The 19,115-nt window shown below is 50.3% G+C and carries 17 protein-coding genes; 7 read left to right on the top strand and 10 right to left on the bottom strand.

The window, feature by feature from the left end; translation table 11 throughout:
* Positions 1-160: 160 nt before the first annotated feature.
* The gene (locus ACGHZ6_RS20180; protein WP_390615837.1) at positions 161-1,129 is read left to right on the top strand and encodes an MOSC domain-containing protein; all 969 of its coding nucleotides are present in this window, start codon (positions 161-163) and stop codon (positions 1,127-1,129) included.
* Between the two features lie 18 nt (positions 1,130-1,147).
* On the opposite strand, the gene ACGHZ6_RS20185 is transcribed toward ACGHZ6_RS20180, so the two are convergent.
* From ACGHZ6_RS20185 to dinG, 5 genes are all read right to left on the bottom strand, one after another.
* Complete coding sequence (locus ACGHZ6_RS20185) at positions 1,148-1,879, bottom strand: DUF547 domain-containing protein (protein WP_390615838.1); 732 nt, start codon at positions 1,877-1,879, stop codon at positions 1,148-1,150.
* Positions 1,880-1,957: 78 nt separating this feature from the next.
* Positions 1,958-2,773 (bottom strand): flagellin, encoded by an 816-nt coding sequence (locus tag ACGHZ6_RS20190; RefSeq protein WP_390615839.1) that lies wholly within the window; start codon positions 2,771-2,773, stop codon positions 1,958-1,960.
* A gap of 91 nt (positions 2,774-2,864) precedes the next feature.
* The gene (locus tag ACGHZ6_RS20195; RefSeq protein WP_390615840.1) at positions 2,865-3,596 is read right to left on the bottom strand and encodes an SIMPL domain-containing protein; all 732 of its coding nucleotides are present in this window, start codon (positions 3,594-3,596) and stop codon (positions 2,865-2,867) included.
* Between the two features lie 36 nt (positions 3,597-3,632).
* A complete protein-coding gene (locus tag ACGHZ6_RS20200) occupies positions 3,633-3,962 on the bottom strand; it encodes a YqcC family protein (protein WP_390615841.1) in 330 nt (109 codons plus the stop codon).
* Positions 3,962-6,085 (bottom strand): ATP-dependent DNA helicase DinG, encoded by a 2,124-nt coding sequence (dinG, locus tag ACGHZ6_RS20205; RefSeq protein ID WP_390615842.1) that lies wholly within the window; start codon positions 6,083-6,085, stop codon positions 3,962-3,964. Before dinG ends, ACGHZ6_RS20200 begins: the two co-directional genes overlap by 1 nt.
* A 311-nt stretch (positions 6,086-6,396) precedes the next feature.
* Between dinG and ACGHZ6_RS20210 the strand changes: the two genes are divergently transcribed.
* On the top strand, positions 6,397-7,566 hold the full coding sequence (locus ACGHZ6_RS20210) for a thiolase C-terminal domain-containing protein (protein ID WP_390615843.1): 1,170 nt from the start codon (positions 6,397-6,399) through the stop codon (positions 7,564-7,566).
* Here the strand turns inward: ACGHZ6_RS20210 and ACGHZ6_RS20215 are convergent.
* Positions 7,534-8,205 (bottom strand): DUF2238 domain-containing protein, encoded by a 672-nt coding sequence (locus tag ACGHZ6_RS20215; RefSeq protein WP_390615844.1) that lies wholly within the window; start codon positions 8,203-8,205, stop codon positions 7,534-7,536. The two genes, ACGHZ6_RS20210 and ACGHZ6_RS20215, sit on opposite strands and share 33 nt — an antisense overlap.
* 148 nt (positions 8,206-8,353) lie before the next feature.
* Here ACGHZ6_RS20215 and ACGHZ6_RS20220 point away from each other — a divergent pair, with 148 nt between their 5' ends.
* From ACGHZ6_RS20220 to ACGHZ6_RS20235, 4 genes are all read left to right on the top strand, one after another.
* Positions 8,354-8,806 (top strand): hypothetical protein, encoded by a 453-nt coding sequence (locus tag ACGHZ6_RS20220; RefSeq protein WP_390615845.1) that lies wholly within the window; start codon positions 8,354-8,356, stop codon positions 8,804-8,806.
* Positions 8,807-9,014: 208 nt separating this feature from the next.
* The gene (locus ACGHZ6_RS20225) at positions 9,015-9,383 is read left to right on the top strand and encodes a phasin family protein (RefSeq protein ID WP_390615846.1); all 369 of its coding nucleotides are present in this window, start codon (positions 9,015-9,017) and stop codon (positions 9,381-9,383) included.
* 206 nt (positions 9,384-9,589) lie between these two features.
* Complete coding sequence (locus ACGHZ6_RS20230) at positions 9,590-10,807, top strand: polyhydroxyalkanoate depolymerase (protein WP_390615847.1); 1,218 nt, start codon at positions 9,590-9,592, stop codon at positions 10,805-10,807.
* A 15-nt stretch (positions 10,808-10,822) separates the two neighbouring features.
* Positions 10,823-11,629 (top strand): 3-hydroxybutyrate dehydrogenase, encoded by an 807-nt coding sequence (locus tag ACGHZ6_RS20235; protein ID WP_390615848.1) that lies wholly within the window; start codon positions 10,823-10,825, stop codon positions 11,627-11,629.
* A 13-nt stretch (positions 11,630-11,642) separates the two neighbouring features.
* On the opposite strand, the gene phaR is transcribed toward ACGHZ6_RS20235, so the two are convergent.
* The 3 genes from phaR to ACGHZ6_RS20250 form a co-directional block, all read right to left on the bottom strand.
* Entirely contained in the window at positions 11,643-12,095 is a 453-nt protein-coding gene (gene phaR, locus ACGHZ6_RS20240; RefSeq protein ID WP_390615849.1) for a polyhydroxyalkanoate synthesis repressor PhaR, read from the bottom strand.
* Positions 12,096-12,180: 85 nt separating this feature from the next.
* On the bottom strand, positions 12,181-13,989 hold the full coding sequence (locus tag ACGHZ6_RS20245; protein ID WP_390615850.1) for a PHA/PHB synthase family protein: 1,809 nt from the start codon (positions 13,987-13,989) through the stop codon (positions 12,181-12,183).
* Between the two features lie 291 nt (positions 13,990-14,280).
* A complete protein-coding gene (locus ACGHZ6_RS20250) occupies positions 14,281-15,999 on the bottom strand; it encodes an ATP-binding protein (protein ID WP_390615851.1) in 1,719 nt (572 codons plus the stop codon).
* A gap of 250 nt (positions 16,000-16,249) precedes the next feature.
* Between ACGHZ6_RS20250 and ACGHZ6_RS20255 the strand changes: the two genes are divergently transcribed.
* A complete protein-coding gene (locus ACGHZ6_RS20255; protein ID WP_390615852.1) occupies positions 16,250-16,846 on the top strand; it encodes a hypothetical protein in 597 nt (198 codons plus the stop codon).
* An 822-nt stretch (positions 16,847-17,668) separates the two neighbouring features.
* Here the strand turns inward: ACGHZ6_RS20255 and ACGHZ6_RS20260 are convergent.
* A complete protein-coding gene (locus ACGHZ6_RS20260; RefSeq protein WP_390615853.1) occupies positions 17,669-19,063 on the bottom strand; it encodes a UDP-glucose dehydrogenase family protein in 1,395 nt (464 codons plus the stop codon).
* Positions 19,064-19,115: the final 52 nt, after the last annotated feature.

A 19,115-nucleotide genomic window follows, 5' to 3' on the forward strand; every position in this document is an offset into this window, starting at 1 on the left:
TTTTTGCGAGTTTACGTAGCGCTGTTTTTTGGCTGTCGTTTATGGCCGCGGAGAGCAGCTTCACCCAACTGTCTCCGGATTTAGAATACCTGGCGCCAATGATCAAACCCTAAAAAATCAACATGCTAAGATGCCAACAAATAATAAAAGGGATAATCCCATGTCCAAGCTTGTCGGTCATATCAAACAACTGTGGCGCTACCCGGTTAAGTCCATGGGCGGCGAAACACTGGAACAAGCGTATATCGCACCCTATGGTTTACAAGCAGACCGAGGCTGGATCCTGCGCGATGAAACCGCAGGTGAACTCACTGTCGTGAGAAAAACACCCAAGTTATTACATTACCAAGCGCGTTATGCCGACAAAGTAGAGGGAGACAATATCCCCGCCGTTATTATCACCTTGCCAGACGGCTCGGAAGTCCGCAGTGATGACCCCAATGCATCAATGAAAGTGTCTGACGTCATCGGTAAACCACTGACGCTTTGGCCGCTGCAACCCAAAAGTAATCGCAGCCACTACCGGCTAGCCGGCATGAATGGCGCCAAAGCCATGAAGCGACAATTTGCCAGCAAAGAGCTACCGGATTTGTCGTCTATCTCATGGAAACTATTAATGGAGCTTTCTCTGTACGTGACACCACTCGGTCGTTATTACGATTGTTATCCCCTGCATATACTGACGGATAACTCATTGGAGTCTATGCGAAACATTGAGCCAGAAGGTGATTTCTGTGTGGAACGTTTTCGCCCTAATCTGTTTATCGAAAGTCTCGATAAAGAAACACCTTTTGATGAGTTCCAGTGGGTAGATGGCACACTGCAGATTGGCGATACCGTGATTAAATGTGAATCCCGCACTGTGCGCTGCTCCATGCCTGCGCAACCCCAAGCCAATTTGAGCAAAGACAGCAAAGTAGTGCGTGCCCTTAACGCCCACACCAATCGCCACCTGGGTATTAATGCATCGGTGATTAAAACAGGTAATGTTCGTGTTGGGGATGAGGTTTATTGGACGCCCGCTAAGCCCAGTCGCTTGCGTTCAACCTTTAAGCCTCTGGCAGGCAAAGTTAAAAACACACTGCTTCACAACACCTTAAAAGCAATCGACAAGGTGTCTGGAAATTAGCGGGGTTATTTGCGAGGCTTATTTTCGAGACAAGAGATTAACTTGCCAGTTATAAGGCAGATAACCGCCTTTCGCTTCGTCCTTCAGCTCGGGGCGATACTGGTAGATAAATTCATACACACCGCCTTCGAAGTCTTCAGAAAACCAGGAAAATATTTTGGAGATTCGGACACCCTCTGGCGCCTGCTGCACACCTTTTTGAGTGTTATTCAGAAAGCTCTGTGTTTGATCCTGCAACTGGCTATCGAGCGTTGCCGCACGGAAAACTTCGCGACGCAAATCCGGACAACTTACCGAAGCACACACAATGGCAAAGTGAATCCGGGGTTCGCCTAATGACCGTAAAATCTGATGTTCCACTTCATCGAGCGTTACCGTCTTACCGGCAATAACACCAGCCTCACGTTTCCACACCGGCCAAAACAAGGAACCGACATCTTTGATGGATTGCACCGGCCAGTGCTTCTCTACCACGGCTATCGCCAACAAGTTGTAGGCATTGATATAGAACGCCAACTTTTCTTCTTGGCTTTTCAGGGATGCAAGGTCGGCAGCCGCCAACGCTTTTAATGCCTGTTGATAATTGGGATCTTTGCGCAGGGCAGGATAATCTACCGCGTTAAGCGCTACGCCATCAATCTTTGTCGGGTGAACGTGCTGTTGCAAGAGCGCTTCATAGGATTGCCATAGATCAGCACGGGCCACAGTCGAGAGGGAAAAAAAGAAAATCAGTATCCAGAAAACACGCACAAGAAAATATCCTTACCGGGTGGAGCATAGTCTATTCCTATGACCACCTAATGCAAGGATAGTTCTTTAAGCGATGGATTAACTGAGGAGCCGCAATACCAAACCGGCTTGTTGATTAGCCTGACCTTGAACCGCAATACTCGTCTGCAACAGTATTTGGTTTCTGACCAGTTCTGACGACTGGCGAGCCAGGTCGGCATCTTGAATACGGGAACGGGAGGCCTCAGCATTGATCTCGCTGGTTTCCAACTGATTAACCACAGAATCAAAGCGATTAATGGATGCCCCAAACTCGGTGGCAGCCTGCAAAGTTTCTGTTTGAAAATCATCCGCCGCGGTAACCGCCGCTTGAGCTCCCGCTTGGGTACTGATATCAAGCTGATCCAAACCACTCTCTTGCAGTTTGGCCAGCAAATCCGCCGTAGGTACATTGACCGTCTGGCCGGCATCAGCACCAACCTGAAAACTTACCCCCTCTTGCTGGGACAGCAATGGAATGCCATTAAAGCTGCTGCTCTCGGCAATACGATTAATTTCATCCCTCAACAGTGTGGCTTCTGAATTTAACGCCTGACGATCGGAATCACTCAGGGCGCCATTACTGGCCTGCAGCGACAACTCACGGATACGCAGCAGATTGTCGTTGATGGAATTGATGTCTCCGCTCGCGGTTTGCGCCAGGGAAATACCATCGGCACTGTTGCGCGCCGCCTGATCAAAACCGGAGATTTGTGAACTAAAACGGGTAGCAATAGCGAGACCAGCCGCATCGTCAGCCGCGGAGTTGATACGCTGGGCAGAACTAATACGGTTTGCCGCCTGATCAAAGCCTTCCTGGGCCTGCCGGATACCGGGGCTAACAAAGGTAGAATTAATGGAGCTGACCATGGCCATGCCTCCCGCCTATAAGGGTGATTCTCCTATAGTAGGCGGAAAGGTTGGCTAGGGGAATTAACGATGGGCTATAAGTAAAGAACCTTTATAACTAGCGGCAACTAAAGGTCGCATTCACCGAGGCAGTCACTGCCAATTCACCAGGGTTGTAGGCCTTGGCCGAGTCATGGCTGCGCATAGCGGCCATTTCCATACGTGGCATGGGCACTGCTGCACCGCCAAGACCAATGTGTTCTGGCCGGCAGTCGCTGCCCCCCATAGCCTTGCCCAGTAATTTGGCCTGGCGCATGGCATCTTTGCTGGCCAGCTCCAGGGCTTCATCTTGCAGTTCCTGTTGTTTGGAGAAGCCGAACTCAACACCGCTAAGGGTGTTAACCCCTTGGGTAAATAGCAGGTCGATAATTTCCGGGTAGCGTTCAATGTCTTCCAAGGAAATGCGCAAGCTACGCACAGCCTCATAACCCATGGGCTCTTGCTTGCCACTGCGGTGCTGCCAGCGCTGATTTAAACGCAACTGGCCGGCCTGGATTTGCTTGGCTTTAATGCCGCGATCATCAAGCGCAGCCAGAACGGTAGCGACCGTTTGATTGGCCTGCTGCAACAGCGCATGGCTCTGCTCGCCTTGCAACCGCAGGTTAGCGTTAATCACCACGCGATCTGGTTCGGCGTTGACGACACCCTGGCCGACGACACTAACGTCAAAACGACCGTCGTCCGGATGATCACTGCTGCAGGCAGATTGGGTGAATAATAACGCCGAGACACAGAGCATATGCGGCAGCTTTTTAAATACAGCCAGGTTTCCAAATGAGGATAGATTCATGGTGTAACTCCTTTTAACTGCGACTGTTGGTTTAAACTACAACTGTTGGCTTAATACGCGATCAATAGTCTCCAGACGCTGAATCAACACACTGGCATCCAACGCCATGGGTTTAAAATATTCTTCTGCCATAGGGGCTATGCCACACTGTGCAGGTAGGGGCAATTGCTCATCTACTAATGCCTGCATGCGATTTAGAAAGACAAACTGCAACCACTGGGAAAACGTTAGCGTATCAATGCAAAACGGCTGCTGACTGGCCAGATGCTCTGCCGGCGGAGCTTCTACTTCCCACAACCCCAAGGTTTTTAAATCCTGCTCCAGTGCCTGCAGCACATCATTTACTTCACGATAAATGGTCGACATCAGGCAATACTTCTATTAAACGGCGGCAGGGAATCCAAAATGGCTTTGCCATAACGCCTCGATACGATTCGACGGTCGAGAAGACTAATGGTTCCCGTATCCTTTTCATTACGCAGTAATCGGCCGCAGGCCTGTACCAACTTAATGGCCGCATCCGGCACGGAAATTTCCATAAATGAATTGCCGCCGCGGGCTTCGATCCATTCTGCCAATGCCGCCTCGACAGGATCATCCGGTACCGCAAACGGAATCTTGGCAATCACCACATGGCGGCAATAGTCGCCGGGTAAATCTACCCCCTCTGCAAAACTCGCCAAGCCAAAAATCACACTGCCCTTGCCTTCATCGATGCGTTTTTTATGCTCGTCCAGCAGCGCCTGTTTGGATTTTTCACCCTGCTTAAGGATACGGTTATGCCAGGACAGGGGTAAGGCATCATAAACATCGAGCATCTGGCGGCGCGAGGAAAACAACACCAAACTGCCTTCCTGCTTATTCAACAATTCCGGCAAGTTATCCACTAGCGACAGGGTGTGCTCCTGGGCCTTATTGGCATCACAGGCAAAACCCGGCACTTGGAGAGTCGCTTGAGCAAAGTTAAACGGGCTGGGCACTATTTGGTAATTACTGTTAGCCGGTGTGCCAGCGCGCATAAAGTAGCGATCGAATTTTTGCAGCGCCGTTAAGGTGGCCGAGGTCACCACCGCACCGCAACATTGATTCCACAGGGAATACTCCAGCGTGCGAGCCGCCATAATCGGGCTGCTGCACACCTCAATATCAATATTACCGGCGGAATCCACCAGGGTTAGCCAGCGGGCCTTGGGTACTCCACCCTCTTTATCGGGCATGGCGTAGCTAGCCCACAATTCCATATTGGCTTCGGCGCGGGATTGCCAGGTACCAAAAATCGGGAAGGCCTGCTCCAGGTCCACTTTCGGCACAGCGCAGTGCGCCTCCTCCATGGACTCAGTAATTTCATTGACGACCTTGCTCAGTAATTCCGCCAAGCGATCAAAAGCTTTCTGTATTTCGACGGCGATTAACAGTAAATCCTGGGGTACTACACCCTGCTCAAAACGATAGCGCGGGGTATGCTCTTCCGGATCAATGGAATCGGCCAGGCTCTGTAAAATAGGTAGCGCTTTACCTACCTGCTGCTTGGCATCAAGCAACGCCGCCGGCAGCTGCTCAGCAAAGCGGTCAATATTACCGGCACCACTGACCTGTCCCATCAATGCCGATAACTGTTTCTGACTTTGTTCCAGCCATTTACTGGTCGACATAATACGGCTGTGATGGGCAAAGTGGTTGATGGCTTTGTCTGGCAATTGATGGCCTTCATCGAAGATATAAATGGCATCACTGGGTGCTGGCAAAATAGCACCGCCTCCCAAGGCCAGATCCGCCAACACCAGATCGTGATTGGTGACAATTACATCGGTACTGCCGAGATTATCGCGGGCTTTAAGGAAGCTACAGGCAGACACATTGGAACAACGGCGCCCCGTACACTGGCGGTGATCGGTGGTGACCCGGCGCCAGACATCATCCTCAATGCCATCGGACCAGTTATCTCGGTCACCATCCCATTTGTTCGACGCCATGGCATCCACCATGGAACTGTAAATTTTTACCGCCTCTTCGCTGACCTGAGGCATTTCATCTTCATACAGCGCCTGAGTCGGATTGCTTGCACTCTCATGGTCCATCAGCAGCCTATCGAGCTTCGATAAGCACAAATATCGACCACGCCCCTTGGCTAGACTGAAGGAAAAAGACAGGCCACTGTGGCGTTTCACTTCCGGCAAATCCTTATTAACGATCTGCTCTTGCAGGGCAACCGTGGCTGTGGAGACCACCAGTTTTTTGCCCAAATACTTGGCAATCGGCAAGGCCGCCAATAAATAAGCCACGGTTTTACCGGTACCTGTACCGGCCTCTACCACACATACATGGCCCTCGGACTGGCGCTCGCCTTCGTCATCCAGCTCAATATTACCGAGGGTTTTGGCGATTTCGGCAATCATCAGCTTTTGCCCATAGCGGGCCTTTAACTCCCGGCTCTGGAGAAATTCACTGTAGGCGGTCTGGATAGTTCTTTTGAGGTCGTTGGAAAGCATCTATTCACTAGTTTGATAAAAGTTGCACGCTATTTGCTAATCACTTACTGGAAGTTGTTGACGAGAGCGTGCAGTACGTCATTCCAAAGATGCAATGGTACCGTTTCTTGGGTTTGGAAACATCAGTGACGCTTAATACAACCGAAAAGACATTAAAAGTCTCAATGTTCACGGAACGGACACCCAAAAGGAACATTTCCGTCATCTTAGGCCATTAACGTAGCTCCACCCAACAAGCGCTGACTATGCGCCTATTTAGTGCCCACAACAGGCCCTAACAATGACCCGAACCCATAACGGAGGGAATCACGATGGATGAGGTGTACATTATTGCCGCCGGACACATTCCGGTCGGTAAGTACCCAGAAAGCAACCCCGCTAAGCTAGGCGGCGAGGCAGTCGTTAACGCACTAGCTAACGCCGATATCGCCCCAGAAATGATCGGCGCACTCTATGCAGGCAATATGCTGTCTGGCATTTTAAGTGACCAGCAACTGCTCGCTACGCTTATTGCCAACAACGCTGGCTTGACCACCTGTGAGGCTATCACCGCCGAAGGTGCCTGTGGCTCCGGTGCGGCAGCTATGCGTCTGGGTGTTATGGCCGTTGCATCAGGCTGTCACAAAGCCGTTGTCGTCTGTGGTGCCGAGCAAATGACCCACAAAGACCACGCCGCCGTTACCCACGGCTTAGCCACCGGCAGCCACTGGCCCTCTGAGGGCGGTGAAGGTAAAACCTTTATCTCGCTGAATGCGGCATTGATGCAAGCCTATATGTCAGCCTACGACATTGAACACGAAGCCTTTGCCAACTTTTCGATTTCAGCCCACGCCAACGGCTATAACAGCCCACACGCGATGCTGCACAAGCTGATCGACAAGGAAACTTATATCAATGGCCGTGAGCTAACAGCACCGATCACCCTGTTCGACGCCCCACCGATTTGTGACGGTGCCGCCGCACTGATTCTGGTGAATAAGGATATCGCCATGGCCGCTCGCGCAACCGGTCAGCCTATCGTTAAGGTACTGGCCAGCTCGGCCTCAACCGATAAGCTTGCCATCAAGGAAAGGGAATCGCTGCTGGAGCTAAAAGCCTCGCGTATTGGTGGCCAAATGGCTTACCAACAGGCCGGCATTACCCCTGCGGACCTGGACTTCCTGGAACTGCATGACGCCTATACGATCATGAACACCCTAAGCCTGGAAGCCCTGGGTTTTGCCGATCGAGGCCACGGAACGGAATTGGCGGTTAATGAGCAGATTACCCTTAACGGTGAAATTCCTATCAGCACCTTTGGCGGTTTGAAGTCCCGCGGCCATCCAGTGGGCGCTACCGGTGTTTACCAGCTGGTTGAATGCTTCCTGCAACTGACAGACCGCGCTGGCGAGAATCAGGTGAAAGGTGCCGAAGTTGGTCTGGCGCAAAGCTTTGGTGGCGCAGCCTCCTCAGCCTTTACCCACATTCTGGCCGCCGCCTAAGTCAGGTTGCGAGGCAAGTAATGTGATTTGGCGATCCTGGGTTCGACTCAGGGTTGCCATGGCTGCGCACGCACCCAGTAAAGCCATCAGCATATCGGCCTGAGTATCCCAGACATCCCCCTGCTCAGCCAGAAACACCTCTCGCTCGACATCAAGCAACAACGCTATACGCCATTCGATCAGTTCATAGCCTGCGCTAACGGCCAGACAAAAGGCCACTACCCACAGCATTTGCCAGAAGCGACCATTGATTAACTGACGCCGTATAACAAATTCTCGCACCGCCACTGCCGGCACAAATCCCTGTAGAAAATGCACCAGGCGGTCAAAATGGTTGCGCTGCCAATCCAGTTCTGCAGCCAGCCAATCAAATAGAGGTACGCGGGAAAAACTGTAGTGACCACCCAGCATCAAGATCAAACAAAACAGCAGTATCAGTTGATAACTTAAAGGCGTTAAGGGGAAAATTCGCCGCGTCAGTAACAGCAGACCCAGCGCAATAAGTGCAGGTGTCACTTCCAGCGCCCAAACCAAACGATTAAACGGCGCAATAGAGGAGACAACAAAAGCCACGGCGAACACCCCCAGCCACAAGTGCCAACCAAATGCTTTCAGCCGCTCTTTATGCCCCTGTTCCATCTGAGTCGAACTCCCGCGCCCCTGTCGCTTGCCACAACATTTGGTCGCAATTTATACTAAACTTAGTAATAAGAAAGCCGATAGAACCCTATGTTAGCGTAATAACAAATCCGGGGATGGCCTATTCATGCAAAGCGGCGAAACGACTATGAGTCAAGATGGACGCAAACGTATTTCGCTCTATATCATCATAGTCGCTATGGTGATTGTGCTTAGCTCTGGCCTGACGGTTTATATCACTCAGAGCTCCAGCAGCCAATTTAGCAGTGGCTTTAGCGGTACAAAACGTAGCTCGGCAAACAACGAAGACTATAAACACTACGGTATTTTTGCCGGCTATGATGTCTGTAAGGAAGCCATTATCAACGGTGCCAATGGCCAGGTTATGGTGATTGAGTCCGATGATCGTACCGCCCATTACCGGGGCTACAACGATACCAACGTGATAACCTTTAGCGCCGAGGTCAAACCCAACGCCATCCCCTTCCTCTCTGAGCAACGCTCCACCTACCACGTCTCTGTTCGGTGTGCGACCTCAGCCAAGGACAACCAATTGGTAAACCTAAGCTGGCTCACCACCGATACCTATGGCGTTCAATAAACCCTCCTCCGGTGTCACTAAATAGCACATCCAGTGCCCTGTTTTGAATCATACAACCTGCAGTTATAAGCTCAAAAACGCTTATCGCAATTTAATCCAATAATTTTGCTGCACTGCAACAAATTTGTCGTTGACCGGTATTTACTATCCTGTGTAGACTTATCCTGCCAATTGCTGCAATGCAGCATAACTTTCAAGGAGAAATACCATGTTCGATCAAATCACAGAGCAGTTCCAAAAATCCATGAAGCCAATGAGCGAGCTGGCAGCTATCAACGTTAAAGCCACCGAGCAGCTGATGCAGCAGCAAACCAGCCTGTTCACTGGCATGATGAACGACGGCATGACCTTCGCCCAAGGCCTGAGCGGTCAAAAAGATGTTGCTGCCGTTATGGAAGCTCAAAAATCTTACGCTGAAGGTGTTCAGGAAAAAGTCGTATCTGCCGCCAAAGATGCCTACGCCGTAATCACCGAAACTCAAGAAAAAGCCAGCGAAGTTCTGAAAGGTGCTTTCGCCGAAGCTAAAGAGACTGCTTCTGCTGTTGCCACCAAGGCAACCGCCAAAGCTTCCAAGTAAGTTTTAACAAGCTGTGAGTCGAACCAGCCACGGACTGGTTGGTTTTGGGCCGTTATGTATAGGCCCCTGGAGAGTGATCGCTCCGGTTGTGTGGTAGACCTTGGCACAGCGCTCTCCAAACTCTTACCGCCCGGTAACACGAAGGCGGTAAGAGCTATTTCTTTTTGGCATTCGCCGTTAACTGCAGATCAACCAGAGACATCGTTATGCGCTATCAAGCTTACGACTACTACGCCAAAGCCGCCAAAGCCTTTCACGATCTGTACAGCTACACACATGACGTGACCAGTCACCCGCTGAATCCGTTTGCCAACTCCTGGCTCGGCAGGGCCACCAATGCCAGCTTGGAAACCATGATGCGTTTGACCAAACGCTACGACAAGCTGGAGTTCGACATCGACAGCGTACCCGTTAAAGGCAAACGCATTCCGGTGCACGAAGAGATTGTGGTTTACAAGCCCTTCTGTAACCTGCTGCACTTTAATCGTGTAGGCCAAAAAGATAAAAGCAAAGTGCTATTGGTAGCGCCACTATCAGGCCACCATGCCACGCTGCTCAAAGGTACCGTCGAAGCGCTACTGCCCGATCACGAGGTGTATATCACTGACTGGCTTGATGCTCGTGAAGTGCCACTTGAAGAGGGCGAATTTAATTTCGACCGCTACGTTACTTATTTAATTGAATTCTTACAGTTCCTGGGCGAAGACACCCATATGCTGGCCATCTGCCAGCCAACCGTTCAGGCGCTGATTGCCACTGCCGTGATGGCGGAACAAAAAGATCCCGCCACACCAAAGTCGCTGACCTTAATGGCTGGCCCCATTGATACCAGTAAAAACCCAACACGGGTTAATGAGTACGCCACCAAACACAGCATGGACTGGTTCCGCGGATTCGCCATTATGACCGTCCCCAGTGGCTATCCCGGCGCAGGGCGCAAAGTGTATCCCGGCTTCTTGCAGCTGGGCGGTTTCCTGAGCATGAATCTGGAAAGCCATATTAAAAAATTCCAGCTCTTCTTCGGCAACCTGCTCACTGGAGATCAGGAGGATGCCGATCGCTTCCGTGCCTTCTACGATGAATATATGGCGGTACTGGATATGCCCGCCGAGTTTTACCTGGAAACCATCAATGTGGTCTTCAAAAGTAATGCCCTGGTTCGCCGCTCGGTAACCTACTTAGGCAAACCGGTAAACTTTGAAGCTATTGATAATACCGCCCTGCTCACCGTTGAAGGTGCCAATGATGATATTTGTGGTATTGGCCAAACCGAAGCTGCCCAACATCTGTGCAGTAATATCCCGAAAAAAATGCGTAAACATCACCTGCAGGAAGGCGCTGGCCATTACGGTATCTTCAGTGGCTCCAAATACCGCAAGCATGTGCGCCCGCTGGTTACCGAATTTATTCACAAATACGATTAAGCGGGCGAGGTAATTATGACAACACTAGCCACCTCTCCAGTTGCCACACACCAATTACCCATTGCCCTTGTGACTGGCGCTGGCAGTGGTATCGGCCAAGCCGTGGCCATACATTTAGCGGGCCTGGGTTACCATCTGCTGGTGACCGATGTTAACTCGTCAGCGGCTGAGCAAACCGTTGCCGCGATTGCCGCCGAAGGCGGTAGCGCCAGCAGCCATAAACTCGATGTCACCTCCGAGGAAGACATTGAGCTAATCACACAAACCATTCGCCAGGACTTTGGCCGTATTGACGTGCTGGTTAACAATGCTGGTATTCAACACGTGGCCAAACTGGAAGAATTCCCGGTCGACAGGTGGAAATTGATTAACGATATTTTGTTAGTCGGCCCCGCTATGCTGACACGGGCACTGCTGCCATTAATGCGTGAACAAAACTACGGCCGCATAGTCAATATCGGTTCCATCCACGGTTTGATTGCCTCACCGTTTAAAAGCGCTTACGTCGCCGCAAAACATGGTTTGTTGGGTTTTTCCAAGGTCATTGCCCTGGAAACCGCCGAGCAAGATATTACCATCAACACCCTGTGCCCCGCCTATGTGAAAACCGCACTGGTGGAACAGCAGATCACCGCCCAGGCGGCCGAGCACGGTATCAGCGAAGATGAAGTAATTAATGAGATTATGCTGGCACCTATGCCGAAAAAGAGTTTTATCAGCACCGATGAGCTGTGTGGAAGTATTGGTTATGTGATCAGCGATGCAGCCCGTAATATGACCGGACAAACGCTGGTACTGGACGGTGCCTGGACCGCCCGCTAGGCGCAGGCCCTGATTATTTATCTGAATCTTTATCTTTGGGCGCTTGGGTAAACTTGCTCCAGGCGTCCATATTTTGTTCCATCATTTTGCCAAACATCCCCATAGGGGTGGCATCCACCAAATTCTTCATCATGCCCTGCACCACATCCTGCTGTTTGAGGAAGTTGGCAAGACTCTGCTCCAAATACTGGCGTACAAACACCTGCATGTCGCCGCCATAAAAACGAATCAATTGCTTCAGCAACGAGTTGGTTAACAGCGATTGCTCATCGCTGGTTTCCTGTTCACTGATAATTTGCAACAGAATACTCTTGGTCAGATCCTCTCCACTTTTGGAATCGACAATTTCGAAATCCTTGTGATCGAGAATCAGCTGCTTGATATAGTCCAGATTAACGTACTGGCTTTGGGAGGTGTCGTACAAGCGACGGTTAGGGTATTTCTTGATAGTGATAGTTTCAGACATCGCCGCAGCAGGCCTCACAGGAGTTTACTGTCGATCAGTATATCACTGTGAAGCTCGCTGGCTCTATACGCGTGGTATTTCTATTCTAAATTCTGACTTTCACATAACTACCCGGCGCATCTTCCAGCGCGGGGAAGGCTTTCTTGCTGCCAGGTTTTCGAGCAGGAACCTGTTCGCCGGATTTAACTGATAACCACTTGTGCCAATCCGGCCACCAGGAACCCTCAACCTGCGTAGCCCCTTCCATCCATTGCTCAGGCGATTCACTCAATGCGCCCGATACCGCATCATTGGTCCAGTGAGGGTACTTGCCACCTTCCGGCGGATTGATTACACCTGCCAGGTGGCCGGAACCAGCAAGAATAAAGCGTGTATCACCTCCCAGGGCCTGGGCACTTTTATAGGAGGCCTGCCACAACACAATATGATCATTTGCCGTGGCGACAAAGTAGGACGGCACATCGACTGTCGAGATATCAATCGGTACACCGGACAATTCCATACCACCCGGCTCAATCAGTTTATTATCCAGGTAGGTGTTGCGTATGTAATACAAGAAAGTTTCAGCAGGCAAATTGGTGGAATCGCTGTTCCAGTACAGAATATCAAACGCCGCTGGATCCTGACCTTTCAAATAGTTATTGATAAAGTAACTCCAGAACAGGCTGTTTTCCCGCAACAAGCTAAAGCTCATACCCAGCACACGGCCATCAAACACGCCTTTGGAGCGAGCCGACTGTTCCAATAATGGCATCATGGATTCGGAGATATAATTCCCCAACTCACCAGGCTCGGAGAAATCCAGCAGCGCAGTGAAAAAGGTTAAACTGTTAATGCGTTTGTCTTTCTGCGCCTTTAAATAGGCTTGAGTCGCGGCCAATAAAGTACCACCAATACAATATCCGACCACATTTATACGCTCACTACCGGTGATTGACGCTACCGCATCAACAGCGGCCAACGGCCCCAAGTGCATATAATCTTCAAACGAGGTCTCGGCAAACGAACTGTCCGGATTCACCCAGGAGATCATAAACACGGTATAACCCTGATCCACCAACCAACGCACCATGGATTTTTTTCGATCCATGTCGAGAATATAATACTTGTTAATAAACGGCGGCATGATTAACAGCGGGCGCTCAAACACGGTGTCTGTGGTTGGGGAATACTGAATAAGCTGCATTAACTTATTTTTAAACACCACCTTACCTGGAGATGCAGCCAGGTTTTTGCCCAGCTCAAATGCCTTGGCATCGGTTTGGGAAATTTTAAAGGCGTCTGCGGGACTCTGCTCCAGATCGGCCAGGAAGTTCTCCATGCCCTTGATCAGGTTCTTGCCTTTGGTGGCCAAAATATCCCGGCACACCTCAGGGTTGGTCATAATATAATTTGAAGGGGAGACTGAGCTGATAAACTGTCGGGTATAAAACTTAACCTGGCCTGCCAGTTTTTCATCATCAAACTGCAAGCTGTCCACCACGCCTTCAAGCATTTTGGAGTTCAGTAAATAGGCCTGTTTGAGATAGTTGTACACCGGGTTAGCCGTCCAGTCGCCATCTTTAAAGCGCGTATCACTGCGCTCCGGCGAGACCACAGCATCAACCGATTCTCCCATCATAGCTTTTGTGGCATGCTGCCACAGAGAAATCTGCTGCTCCATAAAAGCCATTTGATTACTGAACAGTTTGGCAGTATCAACATGCACGCCCTTGGCCAGCATCTCCACCATTGCTTGGGGATTAAACATGTTGGCGTCTTCTGCGCCTTCATGCTTTGACAAGCTTTCCTGCAACATCTGCTGGAATAACTGGGCAAACTGCTCGATATATTCAAGTATTTGGGCTTCTTGGGAGAAACCTTCCTCAGGCGGGTGCTGAAAAGCGATATTCACCGACAAACTCCTTCTATTTTCGGTTGGCACGAATGTCCGCGCCACATTCTCATGCAAAATGGAAACTGCAGAAACAGATCAGCAATATCTATTCCATATGCAAAGATAAAATCTGACTCTGCAGCGCACATGAGTCATTACATTTGCATGTCATTTTCATGACCTGATTTATAGCGTGGTTATATGTCGAAGGGATGACAGCCAGGGAAGAAGACGTCAGAAACTGCGGAAAAATAATTTTGGCGCCAATGCACTCAACACACAGGCACCAAAAGGTTTCAGGAAAATAAACTATGCACCAGAAACTGGCTCAGCAACCGGTATCGCCTTTTCAAGAATAAAGTTAAAAGTGGCGCGACGGTAAGGCTTTGTTAAAAACTCATCAAACCCAGCCTCGAGACAGCGCTTTTTATTGTTGGCCGTTGGATCGGCAGTCAGGGCAAAAATAGGCACCCTGTCCAAACCATGCTCCTGTTCATGACGACGGATATCCTTCACCAGTTCGAAGCCGTTCTTGTTTGGCATAAAGCAATCAATCACCAGGGCATCAAACTTATAGCTCAAGTATTTCTCCCAACCTTCATTACCATCGACGGCCATTTGCAGGTTGATATTGGCGCGATCACAAAACTGCTTAAAAATACTGCGGTTAACCTTGGAGTCTTCCACGTACAGCAGCGATAACTTATGGGGCGCTTCGGACAGCGGCGTTAAGGTTTCTTCCTGCTCCGGGATGGCATTCATCAACAATTCGAATATAAAAACCGAGCCTTTACCGACTTCAGAGCTGGCCAGATAGACACGCCCACCCAGCTTATCCGCCACCTTATTGGCAATCGCCAGCCCCGTGCCTAACCCGCTGTGCTCTTTTTTAGTCGGGTCTTCACCGATATGGAAAAGATTAAAAATACGGCTGCGCTCGGTTTCTGAAATGCCACAACCGGTATCTTTCACCACAAAATTCAAACGGTGCAAACCTTCCTTGTCAGTCGGATTGATTTCCACCTTTAAGGTAATGCCACCTTCCTGAGTAAAACGTATTGCATTATTCAGCAGGTTATTGAGAATCTGCCCAATACGGGTCCAATCACTCTCATAAAACAGGCTGCTACTGCCGGTGTTATTCACTACCAGATGATCAAAGATAAGTCCTTTCTTAAAGGCCATCTCTTCATAGGCCCGAGCAGTACCGGAGAAGACCTTCTCCAAACTAAATGGCGCCACATGTAACTTCACATCACCATAAGCAATATCACGCAGAGACTCCAACAGATCATCCACCATGATCTCCATCGATGAAGAAGACGGTTTTAGAATCTCATCGATGATGGTCAAGATTTCCCGAACTTCCTGGCGTGAGGCGCGCAAATCATGCACCTGCTGTGGTGTGAGATGGCTGCGGTCCATTTTCAGCATACTGGAAATACCCTGAGCTACGGTCTGCTCAATCATTTCCACCGCAGCAACAACCCCCGATAACGGGGTGCGCAGCTCATGGGAGATATTGGCAATAAAGTTATCCTTTTCCGCGCTCACCCTGTCCGCAGCCTGACGCGCCTGAGTCACCCGCTGCACGTGATGCAGCAATTCACGGTTTTTATGTGCCAAACGACGGTTTTGCTTTTTGATCTGATGATTCTGCGCCTGGATATGCTTTGCTGCTCCCTGCAGCACCGCAAACAACTTGCCTAGCTCATGGCCATCTTCAATCTGTTCATCAAAGTTTTCTTCGGCGAAGGCTTTGGACCCCAAGTCTTCCGGACTTAAGGTTTCGATCTTACTCACCAGACTCCGGAACGGCTGAATAATCGAGCGTAAGCAGAGGTAGATCAATGGCAGGGCCACAAGTGACACAACACCGGCCAGCTGCAATCCGGATTCCAGTGAAATAACCTCACGAGGCAGGAAATACACCACCAGAATAACCAGGCAAGGGATCAGAGCAAGTAAAGGGGCAAGCAGCAAACGCTGACGGTAAGTAAGGGAACGGGAAAACCAATGAACAAGCATGCAGAAACTGTCTTTTATTATTTTTGTTAAATACTACTTAACTTATAACACTATCACCAGTGGCTTTAAATACATAAAGCCCTGTAAAACGGTCAATTAGGAGGTAGTTATTACCCACTTAGGCTAACACAGGTGAATTTTCGTGCCACAAAATTGTGCAAATGACGTGAAAAATCACCTTTTGACCGTTATTATTGTATCCTCAACTATATAGTAAGATCTTTACTAACTTTAACTTTGGCAAAATACCATGGCTACCAACAAGGTTACATCGCTGGAGAGGTACCGAGAAGAATATAAAGCAGAGGCGGAGAATTGCTCCGTCGCGGAAGTGTTTCCGGGGTTTTCCGATCGCCTCAATCTGTTAATGGACCACACCGAAGACCTCAACATCCCCGCCATGGATGAACGCGGCCGTATTGCCTATATCCACAAGATCACCGGCCACAGCAAGCCTGCAGTTTCCGACTGGTTGAAGAAAGATATCCTGCCCAGGGATCAAACCCTGCGCGGCCTGATTACCTTCCTCCTGCGCCATATCCCCGGTGATTACAATGTGCTCCGGGTAGAATCCTGGGTCCGCTTTGGTGATGCTGCCACCCCTTGTCCGCTATCCCTCAACAAAGGCGAAAGCGATACCGTTTCCCTGCGCCCCCTGGCTGCCAAGCTAATAGCCGATGCCGGCAAAGACCTTACGCTGACCGTCTCCAGCTATGACCTGCAAGGCACCATGGAAGACGTTACCCAAATGCTGGCCGACTACGGTGTTCGTGGCTTCGAAGATATTCAGCAGCCTTTGCGAGATCTGGCTAAGTACTATATTCAGCAGCATCTACGCGAAGAATAAAACTCTTTTAGACAGTGCCTAAACTCCGGTTTACCCAAGGGGAGGGAAGGGTCTATGACCGGCTGCAAGACGTGTACTGGGCCGGTCGCACTTGCGGAACTCGCTAAAAAACGCTCAAACAGTCCTCGTAAACGCTCCTCGTCCCAGTACACGCCTTAAGCGCATCCTGATTGGTCATAGACCCTTCCCTCCCCTTGGGCAAACCTCTCTTCAGCGAACTAAATATGCTCTGGATTAGCACCCTAGTGAGGAGGCAGTCGGTGAAGCTTCTCGTAGCAGTCAGCCCATCGCTTAAGCGGCAGGAAAAAGTCAGAGTAGTCGCGGAGGTTGTCTGAGCGCTTTTTGCGAGTTTACGTAGCGCTGACTTTTTCCTGCCGCTTATGGGCGCGAAGAGAAGCTTCACCGACTGCCTCCGGATTTAGAACCCCAAACCAAGAAAACCTTATAATTCAATTAGTTACCGAGAACCCTCGATAAAAACAAAGAAGAAGTAAGATTTAACCTAACTTTTTCCTTGATTTCACAAACCGAAAAAGTTAACTTAGACCTTACTTTCTGAGCCAACAAGGCAAACGAAAGCCTCCAGGGATGAATTGCAGGGAATGCCCTCTTACATCAGGAGATGTGTTTGGCAGGACGCCAACATAAGGACTGAACGATGTAGTTCATCGTCAAAGGGATTTACTTTAGATCGGCTTTACCTGACTGGCTTAGCGGCCAAAAGCCGATTTAGCCAAGAATGCTGTTACGTGGCGTACCTTTTTGCCCCCCTTGAGGAGGTACGCCGCGTACTGCTCTTGCTGCTTATCGTTACAGCTTCTTTTATACCGCATCCGCCAACACAGATAATTCTTCATCCGTATCGACTGCCATTAGTGGTGTCTCACCTGCCATCGTCGGGCGGCCGATGGAGATATAGTCAAAACCTTCGCGCGCCATCAATGCTGTGTCATACAGGTTGCGACCATCAACCACCAAACGCCCTCGCATCAAACGGCGTAACTGAGCAAAGTCCGGCGACCAAAAGCTCTTCCACTCGGTACAAATCACCAGTGCATCAGCTTCTGTGACTGCGGCTTCTTTCGTATCCACAAAATCAATTCCTTCGTACTCGGCAAATATCTCTGCGCAGGCGTCACTGGCTTTGGGATCAAACGCCAATACGCGCGCGCCCGCAACCAATAAAGATTTAATCAGTGGGATACTCGGTGCTTCGCGCATATCGTCGGTTTGCGGTTTAAAGGCCAAGCCCCACACCGCAATGGTTTGACCGCGCAGATCACTGCCCAGTCGCCCAGCCAGCTTGGAAAACAAGCTGTGTTTCTGGCGACTGTTTACACTTTCTACCGCTGGCAGTATTTGTGGCTCATAGCCAAACTGCTTGGCCGTGGATTCCAGGGCCCGTACATCTTTCGGGAAGCATGAACCCCCGTAACCGCAGCCGGGGTAGATAAAGTGGTAACCGATGCGCGGATCCGCCCCTATGCCTTTGCGCACAGCTTCGATATCGGCCCCTACCCGCTCGGCAATATTGGCCATCTCGTTGATAAAGCTGATCTTGGTCGCCAGCATGGCATTGGCCGCATATTTAGCTAGCTCCGCTGAGCGTACATCCATCACCATCAAGCGATCGTGATTGCGGTTAAAGGCAGCGTATAACTGGCGGAACAGGTCGACCACCTCCGGAGCATCGACACCGACAATAATACGGTCGGGCTTCATAAAGTCATTAACCGCCGCACCTTCCTTGAGGAATTCAGGGTTGGAGGCAACGTGGAATTTGATCGAAAGATCACGGTAGGCCAAGGTCTCGGCGACGGCCTCATAGATCTTGTCTGCGGTACCCACCGGCACGGTGGATTTAGTCACGATCAGGGAAGGTCTGCGCAGGTATTTGCCTATGGTTTTGGCGACGTTCAATACAAAACGGGTATCGGCCGAGCCATCTTCACAGGTGGGTGTACCCACGGCAATAAAGATGACATCGGCATCGGCAACCGCGTTTTCTGCATCGGTTGTAAAGGACAGTAACTGCTCACTTAAGCCGGACGCTAAATAAGTATCCAGCCCAGGCTCATAGATAGGGCTTTCACCGCGATTGAGGCGCTCAACTCGCTCGGCATCAATATCTACACAGGTGACCTGATGACCCACGTGAGCCAAGCAGGCCCCAGTGACCAGGCCTACATAGCCACTACCAAAAATTGTTACCTTCATGTCGGCGCCCTCTCATCTTGCTGATGGCGCCATTATTGAGGGGCTGTATGAC

The sequence above is a fragment of the Maricurvus nonylphenolicus genome (genome assembly GCF_042854845.1).
GTDB classification, from domain to species: Bacteria; Pseudomonadota; Gammaproteobacteria; order Pseudomonadales; family Cellvibrionaceae; genus Maricurvus; species Maricurvus nonylphenolicus.